The organism is Nocardiopsis prasina DSM 43845, from assembly GCF_000341265.1.
GTDB classification, from domain to species: Bacteria; Actinomycetota; Actinomycetes; order Streptosporangiales; family Streptosporangiaceae; genus Nocardiopsis; species Nocardiopsis prasina.
In genome coordinates, this window is sequence record NZ_ANAE01000143.1 from 33,483 (window position 1) to 49,786 (window position 16,304).

Here is a 16,304-nt window from a genome sequence, read left to right on the forward strand (position 1 = left end):
TCGCCGTCAGGCCCCGCCGTCCGGAGACCTCCGGGGGCGGGGCCTTCCGCGTGCCCCGGAGGGGCCGGGTTGTTCCCCTTGTGGACGGTCTCGGGGAGGGAGCGTGAACGTGGCATACCCTGGGGGCGATGACTTCCGCGCGTGATGACCACCAGAGCGCGGGCGAAGAGCCCGCGCGAATGACGTTCTACGAGGCCGTGGGCGGTGAGGAGACCTTCACCCGCCTGGTCCGCCGTTTCTACGAGGGCGTCGCCGACGACCCCGTGCTGCGGCCCATGTACCCCGAGGAGGATCTGGGCCCCGCCGAGGAGCGGCTGCGTCTGTTCCTCATCCAGTACTGGGGCGGCCCCCGCACCTACAACGAGCAGCGGGGCCACCCGCGCCTGCGCATGCGCCACGTGCCGTTCCGGATCGGCGCCGCCGAGCGGGACCTGTGGCTCAAGCACATGCGTGACGCCGTGGACTCCCTGGACCTGCACGAGGTCCTCGAGCGCCAGCTCTGGGAGTACATGGTGATGGCCGCGCACAGCATGGTGAACGTCGCCGAGGACGCCACCCCGCCGGCGGTGGTCGAGCCGACCTCACTGCGCGTGGGCGGCGACGGCAAGGTGCGGCGTGACACCGGGGGCGCAGGTGAGGATGACGACGGCGAGGCCGTCACCATCTCCCTGAAGCGGTGACCCGCCCCCTCAGGAGAACCTGTGCAGGAGCGAGCGCTCGGCGTCGTTGAGGCGCCGGGCGCTCTGCGTTGCCACGTCGAAGCCGACCAGGACGGTCCTGGCGCGGAGGTACACGCGGTCCTCGTCGAGGATCTCGTAGTCCATGGTGAAGCTGGCGTTGCGCACCCCGGACACCCACAGCTCCACGCGCACCGGCTCGATCCTGGGCAGTAGCGGGGCGACGTAGTCGGCCTCCTGGCGGGCCACCACCGTCGCGCCGAACGCCTCGGGGGCGTCCCCGCCCGCCCCGAAGTGGAGGAAACCGACGCGGGCGTCCTCAAGGTAGGTCAGCATCCGGACGTTGTTCACGTGCTGCTGCGGGTCAAGGTCGGCGTAGCGCACCTGGGCCAGGTGAACGTACCGCTGGGGTCCGGTGGTCGCGGCGTTCTCGGCCTCGGTCTGTGTCACGTCCTGCATCCTCTCCGCGGGGTGGGCGCGCCCCGCACCATGTGGTGCGGGACGCGCCCCGACTCCGACGATTCTCCCAAAGACCACCTGGGTGAACCCCGGCGCGGGAGGCCCTCCCTCTGTGTCCTTGCTCTCCTCACCCGCAGGAGGGCGCCGAGGTCAGGGCGTCGAGAGCCCCAAGTGGTGGGCGAGGAAGGCGAGCTGGTCGGCGGTCAGGGCCGTGCTCCGGCTCACCGACCGGGAGCTGTGCCCGACCTCGGCCTCACGGCGGACGAGGATCGGCTTCTCCTCGACCGGCGCCGAGGTGGCCGACTGCATCTCCGCGCACAGTTTGCGCGCGTGCAGCGGGTCCACCCGGGTGTCGTTGTCGAACACCGTGAACAGGGTGGCCGGGTACCGGGTGCCCTCACGCACGTTGTGGTACGGCGAGTAGCCCAGCAGCCAGCCCAGCTGCTCGGGGTCCTCCGCGCTGCCGTACTCCACGTTCCACAGCTGGCCCAGGCCGAACCTCTCGTAGCGCACCATGTCCAGCAGCGGCGCCGAGCACACGGCGGCCGAGAACAGGTCCGGGCGCTGGGTGACCATCGATCCCACCAGCAGCCCGCCGTTGCTGCCGCCCATGACGGCGAGCCGCTCCGGCGTGGTGATCCCGCTGCTGATCAGGTGTTCGGCGGCCGCCGCGCAGTCGTCGAACACGTTCTGCTTGTTGGCGAGCATGCCACCCCGGTGCCACTCCTCACCCTCCTCCAGACCGCCGCGCAGGTTGGCGACGGCGTACACGCCCCCGGCGCGCACCCACGCCAGGATCGCGGCGGAGTAGCCCGGGGTGAGGGAGATCTGGAAGCCGCCGTACCCGTAGAGGATGGTCGGCCTCGGACCGTCGGCGGGCTCCGCGGGGGAGACCACCAGCATGCGGACGGTGGTGCCGTCCTTGGAGGTGAACGCGACCTGTTCGGTCCGGACCTCGGGCAGGTCGATCTCGCCCGGGAAACCGGCCCACGGGGTCACCTCCCCGCTCCGCGCGTCGTAGTGGTACACCGACGAGGGGTGGGTGTTGTCGGTGTACCCGAACCACGCCTCGTGCCCGCCCTCGGGCCTGGTGCTCAGCCCGGCGAGGCTGCCCAGACCGGGCATGGGGAGCGCGCCGAGGCGCTCCCCGGTCTCCGGGTCGTGCCGGGTGATCTCGCTGACGGCGTGCCGGCTCCACACGGCCAGGAGCTCGGGGGTGCCGTTGCCGTCCCAACCCAGGAGGGAGTGGCCCTCCAGGACCGCCTCCCGGTCCTCGGGGATCAGCGTGGTCCAGTTCTCGTACCCGGGCGCGGCCGGGTCGGCGACGCACAGGCGCCCGCGCGGGGCCTCACGGTCCGTGAACAGGTACAGGCGGCCGTCCCGGCCCATCGTGGGGTGCAGGTCGGAGTCGACGCCCTCCTGGACCGTGGCCAGGCGGGGGCTCTCCAGGGGGCCCTCCTCCAGGTCCGCGACCCAGGCGTTGGTCGCGGACGAGGTGCCCCGGACGGAGGTCAGGACCAGCCAGCGACCGTCCTGGCTCACCTCGACCCCGAAGTACTCGGTCTTCTCCCGGCCCTGGCCGAAGACCAGGGCGTCCTGGTCGTCGGGGGTGCCCAGCCGGTGCAGGTAGACGCGGCGGTGGTAGGAGGTCTCCTCCTCGGGCACGTCCTCCGGGGGAAGGCGGCGCACGTAGTAGAAGGCCGACGCGTCCGGCAGCCAGGCCACCGGGCTGTAGCGGGTGCGGTCGATGGGGCCGTCGACGAGCTCGCCGGAGTCGACGTCGATGACGCGCAGCGACGACTCCTCGTTGCCGCCCTCGGAGAGCTGGTAGGCGAGGAGTCGGCCGTCGGGAGAGGGGCGCCACGCGTCGAGGGTGGTCAGGCCGGAGGGGTCGAGGGCGCCGGGGTCGATCAGGACGCGTTCGGGATCGTCACCGTCCCGCACGTGCAGCACCGCGTGCTCCTGGCCGGGGGCACGCCGGGTGACGAAGCGCCGGTCGCCGCGCCAGAGCGGTGTGCCCTCGTGCCCCGCGCCCATGAGTGAGCGCACCTGATCCGCGAACCAGTCGCGGGTCACGTAGTCGCTCGACAGCTTCTGGTACAGGTCGTCCTGGGCGTCGGACCACGCCTTGGTGTCCGTGGAGTCGGCGTCCTCCAGCCACCTGTAGGGGTCGCGGACAGTGTGTCCGTGGAGGGTCTCGTTGATGTCCAGCCGAGTGGCCGGGGGATAGCGGAGTTCGCGCATACTTCGCACCCTATCCACCGTTATCTCACTGTGTGTGTTCGGCGCGGCGGGAGGATGAATCCGGGGCGCCGGGACGCAGAATGGGTTCCAGAAAGCGACAACGGGTGTTTTCTGGGCGGCCCGACGTAAATTGGGGTGGCGCCGGAGCGGTCCGAACAAGCAAACTGAATGCGGGACGCAACTCGGCGGGAACCACCGGGAGGTCCGTGTGGCAAGGCGTACGGAGACACCGATCCTCGGGTCGGTGCACAGGGAGGTCACCTGGCTGGCTGATCGGCTGGCCGGGGAAGAGACACGGCGGTCGCACGCGGCCGTCGGGGCGACGCGATGAGCGCCCGACGCAGCCGGGAGGGTGGTCCAGGTACCGCCCGCCGCCACGTGCTGCTGCTCAACGCCAGCTTTGAACCACTGACGACGCTGCCCCTGCGCAGAGCGATCCTGCTCGTGCTGCGCGAGAAGGCGGAGGTCGTTCACGATGACGGCGCGGGGGCGGTGCTGCACTCGGCGACGCGCTCCTACGACGTACCGTCGGTGATCAGGCTTCGGCGCTACATCAGCGTCCCCTACAGCCGGAGAGTGCCCCTCACCCGGGTGGCGCTCATGCGGCGGGACCGGCACATCTGCGGTTACTGCGGGAAGAAGGCGGAGACGATCGACCACGTCATCCCCCGGAGCCGCGGTGGCGCGCACGTGTGGGAGAACGTGGTGGCGGCATGCAAGCCGTGCAACCACCGGAAGGCGGACAAGTTCCTGGACGAGATCGGCTGGGAACTGCACATCACCCCCAAGGTGCCCAAGGGCCCCCACTGGCGGTTGATCAACGGTGACCTGCACGGTGACCCCCAGTGGGAACCGTACATGGCGCATCTGGCCGCCTAGGCGGCAGCAAGGGTCGGAACCGGGCGTCCCACCCGGCCCGGACGGCGCCCCCGGTGAGTCGACCCCGTCGACTCGCCGGGGGCGCCCCCGTGCACCGGGTCGGGGAGGGGCTGGAGACCGACCCCGTCCCGGCCTATCCTTGGGTCATGCCCCGATACGACTTCCGCTGCCGCGAGTGCGGCGACACCTTCGAGCTCTCCCGTCCCATGGCCGAGTCCGACGCCCCCGCCGACTGTCCCCGGGGCCACGACGACACCGTTCGCCTGCTGTCCACCGTGGCGGTGGGCGGACGCGCCGCCGCCCCCGCGTCCTCCGGTGGGGGAGGCTGCTGCGGGGGCGGCTGCTGCGGCTGAGGCCGCCCTACCTCTCGATCTGGGTGACGTCGCGCGCCGCGCCGGTGGAGGCCGAGGTGGCCATCGCCGCGTAGGCGCGCAGCGCGGCGGTCACCGGGCGCTGGCGGTCGCGCGGCTGGAACCGGCCCAGCTCCTTGAGCAGGCGCTCCCTGCGTGTGTTCAGCTCCTCCTCGCCGACCTCCAGCACGATGCCCCGGTTCGGGATGTCGATGCTGATGGTGTCGCCGTCCTCGACCAGGGCGATGTCGCCGCCCGCGGCCGCCTCGGGGGAGGCGTGGCCGATGGACAGCCCCGAGGTGCCGCCGGAGAAGCGGCCGTCGGTGATGAGCGCGCAGGCCTTGCCCAGGCCGCGGCCCTTGAGGAAGCTCGTCGGGTACAGCATCTCCTGCATCCCGGGGCCGCCCTTGGGGCCCTCGTAGCGGATGACCACCACGTCACCGGGTTCGATCTGCTTGTTGAGGATGCCGTCCACGGCGTCCTCCTGCGACTCGAACACCTTCGCGGGCCCGGAGAAGGTCCACAGCTCCTCCTCCACACCGGCGGTCTTGACGATCGCGCCGTCCGGGGCGAGGTTGCCGAACAGCACGGCCAGGCCGCCGTCCTTGGTGTAGGCGTGCTCCACGGAGCGGATGCAGCCCTTCTCGCGGTCGGCGTCCAGCGTGTCCCAGCGGACGCTCTGGGAGTAGGCCTTGGTGGTGCGCACACCGCCGGGGGCGGCGTGGAACAGCTCCACGGCCTCGGGCAGCACCGCATCCGAGGCGATGTCCCACTCGGCGAGGAACTCGCCCACGGTCTTTCCGTGCACGGTGGGCAGCGAGGTGTCGAGCAGGCCGCCCCGGGCCAGCTCGCCCAGGATGGCGGGGATGCCGCCCGCCCGGTGGACGTCCTCGATGTGGTACTTCTCGGTGTTCGGCGCGACCTTGCACAGGCAGGGGACGCGGCGGGAGACGGCGTCGATCTCGGGCAGCCCGAAGTCCACTCCGGCCTCGGTGGCGGTGGCCAGCAGGTGCAGGATCGTGTTGGTGGAGCCGCCCATGGCCACGTCCAGCGCCATGGCGTTGCCGAAGGCCGCGGGGGTGGCGATGGACAGCGGCAGCACGGAGGCGTCGTCGTCGCGGTAGTAGCGCTGGGCGGCCTCCACCACCAGGCGCCCGGCGTCCTCGTAGAGGGCCTTGCGCGCGGTGTGGGTGGCCAGGACCGTGCCGTTGCCGGGCAGGGCCAGCCCCATGGCTTCGGTGAGGCAGTTCATCGAGTTGGCGGTGAACATGCCCGAGCAGGAGCCGCAGGTGGGGCAGGCGTTCTCCTCCATCTCGTCCAGCTCGGCCTGGGAGACGCTCTCGTCCGCCGCCGCGATCATGGGGTTGATCAGGTCGAGCTTGCGGACCGTGGTGGCGGTGCCGTCGACCACCGTGACCTTCCCGGCCTCCATGGGGCCGCCGGAAACGAACACGGTGGGGATGTTCAGGCGCATCGCGGCGAGCAGCATGCCCGGGGTGATCTTGTCGCAGTTGGACACGCACACCAGGGCGTCGGCGCAGTGCGCGTTGACCATGTACTCGAGCGAGTCGGCGATCAGCTCGCGGCTGGGCAGCGAGTAGAGCATGCCGCCGTGGCCCATCGCGATACCGTCGTCGACGGCGATGGAGTTGAACTCGCGGGGCACGCCGCCCGCCTGGCGGATGGCGTTCGCGACGACCTCGGCGACCTCGCGCAGGTGCACGTGTCCGGGCACGAACTCCGTGAAGCTGTTGGCCACGGCCACGATGGGCTTGCCGAAGTCCTCGCGCTCCACGCCGGTGGCGCGCATGAGGGCGCGGGCACCTGCCATGTTCCTGCCGTGGGTGACCGTGCGTGAGCGTAGGGCTGGCATGGGGTGGACTCCCATCGATACGGGTGTTTCCCCACGATGGTAGTCCCCTTCAGGGGCAGGTTCGGTCTCGCCGGAGGAGACGCCCGTTCCGGATGTTGAGATAGGTCGAGGTGGAGGCCCCCGTTCGCCGTGTCTTCGGGGGGTGTTCGGGCCGGTCCCGGAAACGCGGGAGGCCCGGAGGCCACGACGGTGTGGCTGGTTCCGGGCCTTGGTGCGATGGAGGGGGACGGGGTCAGTAGCGCGGCGGCAGGGCCTTGCTGGCGGCCTGGTAGATCTCCTCGATCTCGGTCTCACTCAGGCGGTCGCGTCCGCTGCGCAGCCACTTGCGGACCTTGGTGCCGGTGATGATGTCCACGCCCCGCAGCCGGTGACTGTCCCAGGGCATGCCCGGGCCGTAGATGGCCAGGGAGGCGCGCACCGAGATGTCGCGGCCGAGCTCCTTGCTGATGAGCTCCTCCGCGCGCTTGGCCTCCTCCAGGGCCTCGTCGATGCGCTCGTTCTTGCTGAACCGGCCGTGGTAGAGCTTCTCCAGCTTGTTGCGCAGCGGGAGACGCTTGTCCCAGGACTCCGAGTCGATGGCGAACGCGCCGCGCCGACCCACGATGAAGTGGTCGATCTGCCCGTTGCCGCCGGGGACGGCGCGCGCGTGGAGGACGCGGTAGCCGAGCTGCTTCATGAGTTTGAGCTGGACCTCGGTACGGCGTTGGGCCGCCGAGGGCTTGCGCCAGCGGGGGATCTCCGACTCCCGGCGGGCGCTCCAGACCATCACCCCGACCAGGACGATGAGACCGAGGGTGACGCCGATCCTCCAGTCTCCGGTGAGCATGCCGAAGGCACCCGCCACCGCCCCGGCCGGAACGCTCCGGAAGATCCAGCGGCGGACGGCGTCGTTCGACTTCAGAGCCCCGTACAGGGCCCTGGTGTTCGCCGCCCCGCCTTCCTTGCGTTGGTTGGGGAAGAAGAGGGCCTCGGGTCGTTCGTGCTCCGACCCGTCGGAGGATGAGCTACGACCGTTCACTCTGGTTGCCGATTCCACGACGGACAGGTTAGTTCCATCCATATCCGAGTCCTAGTGCATTACTTCTCACACTTTTCTTCCCTGATGTCCTGGCGCCCAAGCGTGTCCGGGGCGTCGGAACGGGGAAGGATTGCTCTTTCGTCACCTCTCTGGAGAAGTACCGTTCTTCGGCGTGGTGCCCGTTGCCCTACCCGGTTAACCTCGGGTGGCATGACCAGAATTCATGAACTTCCCGCGCACCGACTCGCCGCGTTGGTCCGCAGTCGTGAACTGTCGCCTGTTGAGATCGCTGAGCACTATCTCGAGCGAATTCGGAGGTTGGACGACCGGTACGGCGCCTACGTTACGGTCGCTGAAGAATTGGCTCTGGAACAGGCCCGAAATGCACAGAAACGCGTTCTGAGCGACACGCCGGACGATCTGCCCCCGCTCCTCGGTGTCCCGTTGCCCATCAAGGACCTGGACACCCTCGCCGGAGTCCGCGTCACCTTCGGCTCACGCCTGTACGCCGACCTCGTGGCACCCACCGACTCGGCGGCGGTCGCCCAGCTGCGCGAGGCGGGCGCGGTCTTCCTCGGCAAGACCAACACCCCCGAGTTCGGCGCCACCTGCCACACCGAGAACGCCGTCGCCCCACCCAGCCGCAACCCCTGGGACACCACCCGATCGCCGGGCGGTTCCAGCGGGGGCGCCGCCGCGGCCGTGGCCGCCGGGCTCGCACCCGTGGCCCAGGGCAGCGACGGCGGCGGGTCCATCCGCATTCCGGCGAGTGTCTGCGGCCTCTTCGGGCTCAAGCCCACCCGGGGGCGGGTCTCCCTTGGACCCGACCGCGCCGACCTCAACGGACTGTCCACGGCGGGACCGATCACCCGCACGGTCCTGGACGCCGCCCTGATGCTGGACGCCATGGCGGTCAACCTCCCCGGCGACCTGTTCACCGCTCCGCCCCTGCCCCCCGGCGAGACCTTCGCCGACCACGCCCGGCGCGAACCCGGACGGCTGCGCCTCGCCCGCTACTCCGACACCGGGTCCACGGGCATCTCCGTCCACCCCGACGTGCTCGCCGCCCACGAGGAGACCACCCGGCTGCTCCTGGAGCTGGGCCACGAGGTCGAGGAGATCGACAACCCCTTCGAGTCCGCCTTCGGAGGGACCTTCGCCGACGACTTCCCGTACCTGTGGGCGGCCATCGCCTCGGCCACGCCCGTCGACCCGGCCCGCGAGGGCGAGCTCACACCGATCTACCAGTGGCTCCGCGAACGCGCCCGCCGGACCACCGTCCCCGAACACGTGCAGGCCACCGCCCGCCTCCAGCGCGGCACCCGCGCGATGCTCACGGCCACGGAACGCTTCGACGCCGTCCTGAGCCCCACCCTGGCCCGGCCGCCGGTGCCGATCGGGCACTTCACCTCGGGCGGACCGGAGGAGGAGTTCCGGCTCATGACCGAGTTCACCCCGTTCACCTCGATCTACAACGTGACCGGGCAGCCCTCGGTGAGCGTCCCGCTGCACTGGTCGCCGAGCGGTCTGCCGATCGGCTCCATGCTCACGGGGCGGATGGGCGGTGAGGGGACCCTTCTGTCCTTGTCGGCGCAGCTGGAGCGGGCCCGTCCATGGGCACACCGGGTTCCCGGGGGCTGGACGGACTGACCCCCTCGAAGCCGACGGCGTCTCCCTCGGCCGTGGTGGAGGCGGCCGAGACCAGCGACGCGCCGGACCCTGGTGCTGCCGGGCTCGCGTCGAGGACGGCGGACACCTCCGCCGGGTCGGTGGCTTCCGCCGCGGCGTCCTCGCGGTCCGTGGACCCCGAAGCGCGGCCCAGGAACAGGCTGAGGACGGCGGACACCAGTACCAGTGCGGCCGCGCCCAGCGCGCCGCCCGCGATCCCGTTGGTGTCCACCAGTGCACCGGTCAGCGGCCCCGCCACCGCCGCGCCGATGCTCATGGCCGTGGCCATCCAGCCGAACGCCTCCGCCCTGCGATGGGCGGGGGCGGTGTCGCCCAGGCGCCCCATCGCGGCGGCCAGGGTGGGCGCCAGCGCCAGACCCGAGACGAAGAGCAGCGGGGTGATCAGCAGCGGGGTCGGCAGGTGGCTGACCGGCGGCAGGAACGGGACCAACACCGCGATGCCCAGTGCCGCCCCGAAGGCCCGCAGCGGCAGCCGCGGGGCGCCCCGGAGCGCCCCGGCCACCGCGCCGCCCACCAGGGAGCCCAGCGCCCAGACCGAGGCCAGCACCATCACGTAGTGCGGCGCGCCCAGCTCGTTGGCCCAGGCCACGATCACCAGGTCCATGCCGACCACACCGGAGACGATCATCCCGCACATCGCGAAGAGCAGGCAGAGCGCCGGGTGGAAGAGCAGACTGCGGTTCACCCGGGTGGAGGCGCGGTCCTGCCTGCCAGCGGGGTCCTGCGGGACCGTGACGGCGCGGTCCGGTTCGGCGGGGCCGGTCACGTCCGCGCGGCGCAGGGCCAGAGCGAACCCCACCGCGCCCATCAGTCCCAGAATCCCTAGGAGCAACAGCGCCCAGCGTGGACCGGCGAACGCCACCACACCGGCGGTGAGGATCGGGGAGAAGACGAAGATCAGTTCCTGGGTGGTGGCCTCGGCCGCGTAGATCGCCTGCCGCTCCGAACCCGTGGTCAGCCGGGGCCAGAGCGCGCGCACGATCTGGTTGGCCGGGGTGCCGAAGAGGCCGGTGCCCAGGGCCAGGGGGATGGAGACCCACCACAGCGACGCGGGCAGCAGCGCCAGGGTCGCCAGACCGACCGTGAACACCACGCCGCACACCAGCACCAGACGGTCGCTGTTGCCCCGGTCGGCCATGCGCCCGCGCAACGGTCCGACCAGCGCCATGCCCAGGGTGAACGCGCCCGCCACCAGGCCCGCGAGGGTGTAGGACCCCGTCCAGCCCTGCACGAGGAAGGTGACCGCGATCATCAACCCCGGTGTGTAGAACCGGGCCGCGAGGGACCAGATCAACAGGGACAGGACGTGGGGCACGGCGAAGAGCCGTCGGTAGTTGGCGAGCACGTGTTCGATTATGCCGCTCCCACCGGGCGCTTCGCCAAGGGATTCTCCCCACCGTCCCCGGTGCGAGCGGGGCCAGGGAAAGCCAGGGGAAAGGGGAGGTCGAGCCGGGGCCCAGGAACGTCGAGGGGAAGCATCTTCTGTCCCCACGCCGGGTCGTCCTGCGGTGTACGCGCGCCACCGTGGGGCATGATCGGTGTCTGTGAGGGACGTTCAGCTGACCCGGGTCGCCGAGCGCTACGGGGTCGCGACCGCATACGAGGACTGGCGGGGCCGGCAGGTGCCCGTCAGTCCGGACACGATCCGCCATGTCCTGTCCGCCCTGGGGGTGGACCCGACCGATCCCGACGCGGGACCGGGGCACGGCCTGCTGCCACCCGCCGTGGTGGTTCGGGAGGGCAAGGCACCGGACCTGGCGCTGCCCGAAGGCGCCCGAGCCTCCGTGGAGACCGCGGACGGCGGCCTGCTTCCGTTCGACCCGGGGCTGCCCTTGGGCGTGCACACCCTGCGGGTCACCGACAGGGGGACCGAACACGACGCCCCGATCCTGGTCGTCCCCGACCGGATCGAATCCACCGCGCTGCGTGACAACCCCCGTCTCTGGGGACTGATGGCGCAGGTCTACAGCGTGCGCTCCCGGGCCTCCTGGGGCACGGGGGACCTGCGTGACCTCTCCGAACTCGCGGAGTGGAGCGCCCGGGACCTCGGCGCCGACTTCACCCTGATCAACCCGGTACACGCCACCGAACCCGTCACACCTCTGGAACCCTCCCCGTACCTGCCGGTCAGCCGCCGCTACGCCAGCCCGCTGTACGTCCGTGTGGAGGACGTCCCCGAGTACGCGCGGCTGGACCCCGCCCAGCGCGAGGGCATCCAGCGCCTGGCGCGGCCGCTGCGCGAACGCGGCCGTACCGCCGACCTCCTCGACCGCGACGCCGTCTGGGAGGCCAAGCTCACCGCCCTGGAGATCCTCTTCCAGGTTCCGCGGGCACCGGGCCGTGAGGAGGCGCTGCGCCACTACCTGGAGCGCGAGGGCCAGCCCCTGGTGGAGTTCGCGACGTGGTCGGCGCTCGCGGAGGAGCACGGCTCCGACTTCCGTACCTGGCCCTCGGAGCTGCGCGACGTCGGCTCGCTCACCGTGGGCAGACGGGCCCTGGACCTGTGGCCGCGCGTGGAGTTCCACCGCTGGCTCCAGTGGATCCTGGACGAACAGCTGGCCCAGGCGCAGGGAAGCGCCCTCGACAGCGGCATGGACGTGGGCATCGTCCACGACCTCGCCATCGGCGTGCAGGCGGGCGGGGCGGACGCGTGGATGTACGGCGACGCCCTCGTCCACGGACTGCACGTGGGCGCCCCGCCGGACGAGTTCAACCGGCGCGGGCAGGACTGGGGGCAGCCGCCCTGGAACCCCACCCGCCTCGCTCAGCTGGGCTACGGGCCGTTCCGCCAGATCCTCTCCCAGGGCCTGCGGCACGCGGGCGGCCTGCGGATGGACCACGTCATGGGCCTGTTCCGGCTGTGGTGCGTGCCCGAGGGCGCCTCGGCCGACCAGGGCACCTACCTGCGCTTCGACCACGAGGGCACGGTCGGCGCGCTGGTGCTGGAGGCCCGGCGCGCGGACGCGGTGATCGTCGGCGAGGACCTGGGCACCGTCGAGCCCTGGGTCCGCGACCACCTCTCCGATCGCGGGGTCCTCGGCACCTCCGTGCTGTGGTTCGAGAACGACGCGGACGGCGAACCGCTCGCGCCCGACAGGTGGCGCCGGGACTGTCTGGCCACCGTGGCAACCCACGACCTCCCACCCGTCTCCTCGTACCTGTCGGCCGAGCACGTGGAGTTGCGCGACCGCCTCGGCCTGCTCGACCGGCCCGTGGCAGAGGAACGGGCCGACTCCGAGGCCCGGGTGGCCCAGTGGTGCGCCCTGCTGGTGTACCTGGGGCTCCTGGAGGAGGACGCCGACCCGGTGGGGGACCCGGCCTCCGTGGTCGCCGCGATGCACGCCTACCTGGCCGCGACCCCGGCACGGATGCTCGGGGTCGCGCTCACCGACGTGGTGGGGGAGCGGCGCATGCAGAACCAACCGGGGACCAGCACCGAATACCCGAACTGGCGGATACCGCTCACCAGCGGCGAGGGCGAACCGGTCCTGGTCGACGAGCTGCTGGCCGACCCCAGGATGGTCGCCCGGGTGCGCCGCACCCTGGGTCCCCTCGGCCACCAGGGCCGCGGCCTCTAGGGCGGGCCGACCACCGGGCACACGATCCACCGAAGACGGGACGGCCCCGGGGAACACTGTCCCCGGGGCCGTCCCCTGTGCGCTCAGACCCTGGACGTCAGCCGTTCTGACCGGCGGCGATGTCCTTGGCGCGGGCACGCAGGGCACGCTCCACCCCGGCCCGCCCCTCGATCAGCAGGCGGTACAGCGCCGGAGCCGGGGAGTGCTCGGCGACATAGGCGTCGGTGCGCTCCAAGGTCGCCTCCTCCACCAGCTGACTCGGGTACACGATCTCGGCGAAGGACTGCGCGAACTCACCGGTCCACTTCTCCCACGCCGGGGCGAGCTGGGCGAAGTACCGCTCCACGTAGGGGCGGAACAGCTCCGCCTGGCGCGGCTCGGTGAAGCCCAGCAGGGTGGCGCGGAACTCGGCGTTGGCCAGGTCCCCGCCCACGATCCGCTCCCAGGCGGTCTCCTTGGCCTCGGCGGTGGGGATCGCGGCCCGGGCGCCGGCGGCGTTGCGCTGACCGGCGGCGGTCGGGTCGGCCACCAGCTCGGCGGCGATCTCCGCCTCACCCGCCGCACCTGCGGCGACCAGGCGGCGCAGCAGGGTCCAGCGCAGGTCGGTGTCGACCTCCAGGCCCTCCACCGTGATCGCGCCGTCCAGCAGCCCCCGCAGAAGGGACAGGTGGGCGTCGGTCACGGCCGCGTCCGCCAGGGCGTTGACGTAGGCCAGCTGGAGGTCGCCGCCGGGCTCGGCGGACGACAGCAGCTCGCTGAGACGGTCGGCCAGCAGCGCGAACCCGAACGGGCGCCACGCCGGGTCCGCGTAGTTGATGAGCGCTCCCGAGGCCTGTCGGAGCAGGGTCTGGGCCACTGTGACGTCGTTGACGCCGCTGATGCCGGAGGTCACCAGCGCCACGTAGTCCCGGGCGGCCATCTCACCGTCGCGGGTCATGTCCCATGCGGCGCCGAAGGCCAGCGCGCGCGGCAGCGACTCGCGGATCTCGCCCGCGCCCTCCACCACGGTGCGCAGGGAGCGCTCGTCCAGACGGATCTTGGTGAAGGTGAGGTCGTCGTCGTTGATGAGCACCAGGTCCGGCTGGGCCCTGCCGACCAGATCGGCGACCTCGGTACGGGCCCCGCTGACGTCCAGCTCCACGCGCTCACGGCGCACGATGCCGTCGGCGGTGCGGTCGTACAGGCCCACGGCCAGCCGGTGCGAGCGCAGCGTGGGGTGCTCGGAGGCGGCCTCCTGGAGGATCGTGAACGACGTGAAGTCGCCGTTCGCGTCGACCTCGAACTCCGGGCGCATGGTGTTGACGCCCGTGGTCTCCAGCCACTCCTTCGACCAGCTGGACAGGTCACGGCCGGACGCGGCCTCCAGGTGCTTGAGGAGGTCGTGCAGCTCGGTGTTGCCGAACGCGTTCTCCTTGAAGTAGGCGCGCACGCCCGCGAAGAACGCGTCCACGCCCACGTAGGCGGCCAGCTGCTTGAGGACGGAGGCACCCTTGGCGTAGGTGATGCCGTCGAAGTTGACCTCGACCGCCTGGATGTCGACCATGTCGGCGGCGATCGGGTGCGTGGAGGGCAGCTGGTCCTGGCGCAGCGCCCACGCCTTCTCCACGTTGGCGAAGGTCGTCCAGGCGTCCGACCACTGGGTGGCGTTGACCTGGCAGTACACGCTCGCGTAGGTCGCGAACGACTCGTTCAGCCACAGGTCGTCCCACCAGCGCATGGTGACGAGGTCACCGAACCACATGTGCGCCATCTCGTGCAGGATCGTCTCGGCGCGGCGCTCGTAGCGGGCGTCGGTGACGCGGGAGCGGAAGACGTAGTCCTCCAGGAACGTCACCGCGCCCGCGTTCTCCATCGCGCCCGCGTTGAACTCGGGCACGAACAGCTGGTCGTACTTGCCGAACGGGTAGCGCAGGTCGAACAGGCCGTGGAAGAAGTCGAAGCCCTGCTTGGTGACCTCGAACAACGCCTCGGAGTCCAGGTGCTCGGCGAGCGAGGCGCGGCAGTACAGGCCCAGCGGGATGCCGTCGTGCTCGTCGCGGACCACGTGGTACGGACCGGCGATCAGCGCGGTGATGTAGGTGGACATCACCTGGGTGGCGGGGAAGTGCCAGCGCACCCGCTCCTCACCCGCGGCCTCGCGTTCCACGTCGGGGGCGCTGTTGGAGACGACCTCCCACGACGGCGGCGCGTACACGGTCAGCTCGAACGTGGACTTGAGGTCGGGCTGGTCGAAGCACGTGAACATGCGGTGCGCGTCGGCCGTCTCGAACTGGCTGTACAGGTACACCGAGTCGTCGACGGGGTCCACGAACCGGTGCAGGCCCTCGCCGGTGCGCATGTACGCGGCGTCGGCGACGACGGTCAGCTCGTTCTCGGCGGCCAGGTCCGGGAGGGTGAGCCGCTCGCCGTCGAACAGTTCGGCCACGTCCAGCTCGCGCCCGTTGAGCACGGCGCTGCTGACTCTCGGCGCGGCCAGGTCGACGAAGGTCCGCGCGCCCGGCTCCGAGCTGGAGAAGCGCACGACGGTGGTGGACCGGAAGGTCTCGTCACCCGTGGTCAGGTCCAGCTCCACGGCGTAGGAGTCCACGCCGAGAATGCGGGCCCGCTCCTTGGCCTCGTCCCGTGTCAGGTTCCCTGCCACGCCACGCTCCCTTCACGGCCGTCTTCGTCGTCGGCCGGAAATCGGTTGTCGACCGCGTCGGGCCCGCCGACTGGGGGTGGGCGCCGTCGGGCCTGAGGTCGTTGTCGTCGGTTCGATCCTGTCACGCGGCGGGGCGGAATGCGCAACCGATCACCGTGGTTGACGATCCATGGCGGCGGTGCGTCCTCGGCGGACCGCGGCCATCGGAACCCGAACTTCCCCCAGGCCCGAGACCTCAGGCCCCGGACGAGGAGCAGCGATGACCCAGACCCCCGCACAGCCAGGCGAGCCGGAGACCGTGTTCGCGGACATGTGGTTCGACCCGGCCTGCCCGTGGGCCTGGATCACCTCCCGCTGGCTGCTGGAGGTGGAGAAGGTCCGCCCCGTGACCGTGCGCTGGCACGTGATGAGCCTGAGCGTGCTCAACGAGGGACGCGACCTGCCCGCGGACTACCGGCACTTCCTGGACCGCGCCTGGGGTGCGGTGCGCGTGTGCGTCGCCGCCGAGGAGCGCTTCGGCCCCGAGGTGCTCGGCGCCCTCTACACGGCCCTGGGCACCCGCTACCACGACCGTGGCGAGGCGAAGGAAACGGACACCGTCCGGGCGGCCCTGGCCGACGCCGGGCTGCCCGAGGACCTGGCGGAGGCCGCCGACTCCACCGCGTACGATGAGGCCCTGCGCGCCTCGCACGGCGAGGCGATGAGGCTGGTGGGGGAGGACGTCGGTACGCCCGTCATCCAGGTGGAGGACGTGGCCTTCTTCGGGCCGGTCGTCTCCCCGATCCCGCGCGGCGAGGCCGCCGGGAAGCTGTGGGACGGTGTGCGCCTGGTCGCCGGGACCGACGGGTTCTTCGAGCTCAAGCGCACCCGCACGCGCTCGCCCATCTTCGACTGAC

At 71.3% G+C, this 16,304-nt stretch carries 12 protein-coding genes; 6 read left to right on the top strand and 6 right to left on the bottom strand.

The features are described 5' to 3' along the window. Positions 1-128: 128 nt before the first annotated feature. Positions 129-680 carry a globin gene (locus D452_RS0116030; protein ID WP_239646405.1) on the top strand — a complete coding sequence of 184 codons (552 nt, stop codon included), beginning with the start codon at positions 129-131 and terminating at the stop codon, positions 678-680. A gap of 9 nt (positions 681-689) precedes the next feature. Here D452_RS0116030 and D452_RS0116035 read toward each other — a convergent pair whose 3' ends face one another. Beyond that, positions 690-1,127, bottom strand: coding sequence for an acyl-CoA thioesterase (locus tag D452_RS0116035; RefSeq protein ID WP_026129368.1), 438 nt, complete (start codon positions 1,125-1,127; stop codon positions 690-692). 159 nt (positions 1,128-1,286) lie between these two features. Beyond that, complete coding sequence (locus tag D452_RS0116040; protein ID WP_017545169.1) at positions 1,287-3,380, bottom strand: prolyl oligopeptidase family serine peptidase; 2,094 nt, start codon at positions 3,378-3,380, stop codon at positions 1,287-1,289. Positions 3,381-3,758: 378 nt separating this feature from the next. On the opposite strand from D452_RS0116040, the gene D452_RS0116045 reads away from it, so the two are divergent. Both D452_RS0116045 and D452_RS0116050 read left to right on the top strand, forming a co-directional pair. Beyond that, the gene (locus tag D452_RS0116045) at positions 3,759-4,259 is read left to right on the top strand and encodes an HNH endonuclease (RefSeq protein ID WP_017545170.1); all 501 of its coding nucleotides are present in this window, start codon (positions 3,759-3,761) and stop codon (positions 4,257-4,259) included. Between the two features lie 146 nt (positions 4,260-4,405). Next, the gene (locus tag D452_RS0116050; protein ID WP_026129369.1) at positions 4,406-4,612 is read left to right on the top strand and encodes an FmdB family zinc ribbon protein; all 207 of its coding nucleotides are present in this window, start codon (positions 4,406-4,408) and stop codon (positions 4,610-4,612) included. Positions 4,613-4,619: 7 nt separating this feature from the next. Here D452_RS0116050 and ilvD read toward each other — a convergent pair whose 3' ends face one another. Then, positions 4,620-6,482 (bottom strand): dihydroxy-acid dehydratase, encoded by a 1,863-nt coding sequence (gene ilvD, locus D452_RS0116055; RefSeq protein ID WP_083927539.1) that lies wholly within the window; start codon positions 6,480-6,482, stop codon positions 4,620-4,622. 232 nt (positions 6,483-6,714) lie between these two features. Continuing rightward, a complete protein-coding gene (locus D452_RS0116060) occupies positions 6,715-7,500 on the bottom strand; it encodes a nuclease-related domain-containing protein (RefSeq protein ID WP_017545173.1) in 786 nt (261 codons plus the stop codon). 210 nt (positions 7,501-7,710) lie between these two features. Here D452_RS0116060 and D452_RS0116065 point away from each other — a divergent pair, with 210 nt between their 5' ends. Further along, entirely contained in the window at positions 7,711-9,150 is a 1,440-nt protein-coding gene (locus D452_RS0116065) for an amidase (RefSeq protein ID WP_026129370.1), read from the top strand. Here the strand turns inward: D452_RS0116065 and D452_RS0116070 are convergent. Further along, entirely contained in the window at positions 9,047-10,534 is a 1,488-nt protein-coding gene (locus tag D452_RS0116070; protein ID WP_017545175.1) for an MFS transporter, read from the bottom strand. The genes D452_RS0116065 and D452_RS0116070 overlap by 104 nt on opposite strands. A gap of 199 nt (positions 10,535-10,733) precedes the next feature. Between D452_RS0116070 and malQ the strand changes: the two genes are divergently transcribed. Next, positions 10,734-12,767 (top strand): 4-alpha-glucanotransferase, encoded by a 2,034-nt coding sequence (gene malQ, locus D452_RS0116075; protein WP_017545176.1) that lies wholly within the window; start codon positions 10,734-10,736, stop codon positions 12,765-12,767. A 97-nt stretch (positions 12,768-12,864) separates the two neighbouring features. Here malQ and pepN read toward each other — a convergent pair whose 3' ends face one another. Then, positions 12,865-15,408 (bottom strand): aminopeptidase N, encoded by a 2,544-nt coding sequence (gene pepN, locus D452_RS0116080; RefSeq protein WP_017545177.1) that lies wholly within the window; start codon positions 15,406-15,408, stop codon positions 12,865-12,867. A 259-nt stretch (positions 15,409-15,667) separates the two neighbouring features. Between pepN and D452_RS0116085 the strand changes: the two genes are divergently transcribed. Beyond that, positions 15,668-16,303: a mycothiol-dependent nitroreductase Rv2466c family protein gene (locus D452_RS0116085; RefSeq protein WP_017545178.1), complete on the top strand. Its 636-nt coding sequence runs from the start codon at positions 15,668-15,670 to the stop codon at positions 16,301-16,303. The last annotated feature ends 1 nt before the right edge of the window (position 16,304 follow it).